The 1,056-nt window shown below is 57.2% G+C and carries 2 protein-coding genes; both read right to left on the bottom strand.

All coding sequences use genetic code 11. The features are described from left to right. Positions 1-611: hypothetical protein (locus EOA38_RS37540; protein WP_210213024.1), on the bottom strand; the 611-nt coding region annotated here is incomplete at its 3' end. Between the two features lie 185 nt (positions 612-796). Further along, positions 797-1,056 (bottom strand): helix-turn-helix domain-containing protein (locus tag EOA38_RS37545; RefSeq protein WP_245481033.1); only part of this gene is annotated, 260 nt, incomplete at its 5' end.

A 1,056-nucleotide genomic window follows, 5' to 3' on the forward strand; every position in this document is an offset into this window, starting at 1 on the left:
GTTACCATCTGAGCCGCCGGAGATCGACTGAGGTCTCTCAGTTCGAGACGAATTCCCGCGTCGTTCGTCACGCCCGTAACCAAGAGGTCTTCGACAACTTGGCTCGCCCGTTCGATCTCAGGCGTCTTCGGCGCAGATTTGAATTTCTCGAGGAGCTGCCCGTGATTGGCGGCAAGGAGATAGAAGGTTGCTGCGGTCGGATTCGCGATATCGGCCGAGAATTCAGCGATAAGCGATGCACTTTCGTCATCGCGCAGTTCGCTCAAATCTTTGACGACGACAAGCGAGCGCTTATCGCCGAGGTCCAGACGCTGAACCTTGACGCCCAGGTTCCAGAGGTTCGCGTCGCCGCCGAGTTCGATCCAGACCTCTCGGCAATGATATGTTTTTCCATCCCCTGCTGTGCCGGTGATGATGTATGAACCTGGGGAGGCCCCGCGAAAATTTTCAACGAGCTCGTCGCGAAGTGGCGCGGGCAGTGTAATCGGCCGAATTTTGTGACGACGCAGCGCACGCTGAATCGTCTCGTCATACATGTTGTCGTTGGTGGGGATCGGCCCGTAGTTTCTGAGAAACCTGATCCACGCATGTATAGATGGCGTTTCTGACACGCGCCCCCCCAAGTTTCGGTAAAGTTGTAAACGACGTAATGATTCGGTGGCCTAATTTAGCAGCAGTCGCTGCCGGCCACCCACGCATCTTGCCTTATTTCCAACTTGTCCCCATCCCCGACGTGTTCGAAAGCCAAATACGACACAACTCTTCCTAGACGACTAACGCGGGCCGTGAAGCGTGGTCATACGACGCCCCAGGCGCGAAACCTTCCTCTCCCCGTCATCTCGCGCAAGCCGAGCTCGCCGACCAGGTTGAGCGCCCCCTGTTTTGTGACCTTTAGCCTGTCCTGGATCATGCCTGTCGAAACGAGCGGCCGCGACAGCACCAGCTCGATCAGGTCGGGCAATTTTGAACTTGCCCGACGCTCCCTGAGCCGCCGCTCCATCTGGCTTTTCGCCAGCACCAGCCGATCATGCTCTTTTAGTCCGACCAGTGCTGCGT

This window comes from Mesorhizobium sp. M1E.F.Ca.ET.041.01.1.1, from assembly GCF_003997355.1.
GTDB lineage: Bacteria > Pseudomonadota > Alphaproteobacteria > Rhizobiales > Rhizobiaceae > Mesorhizobium.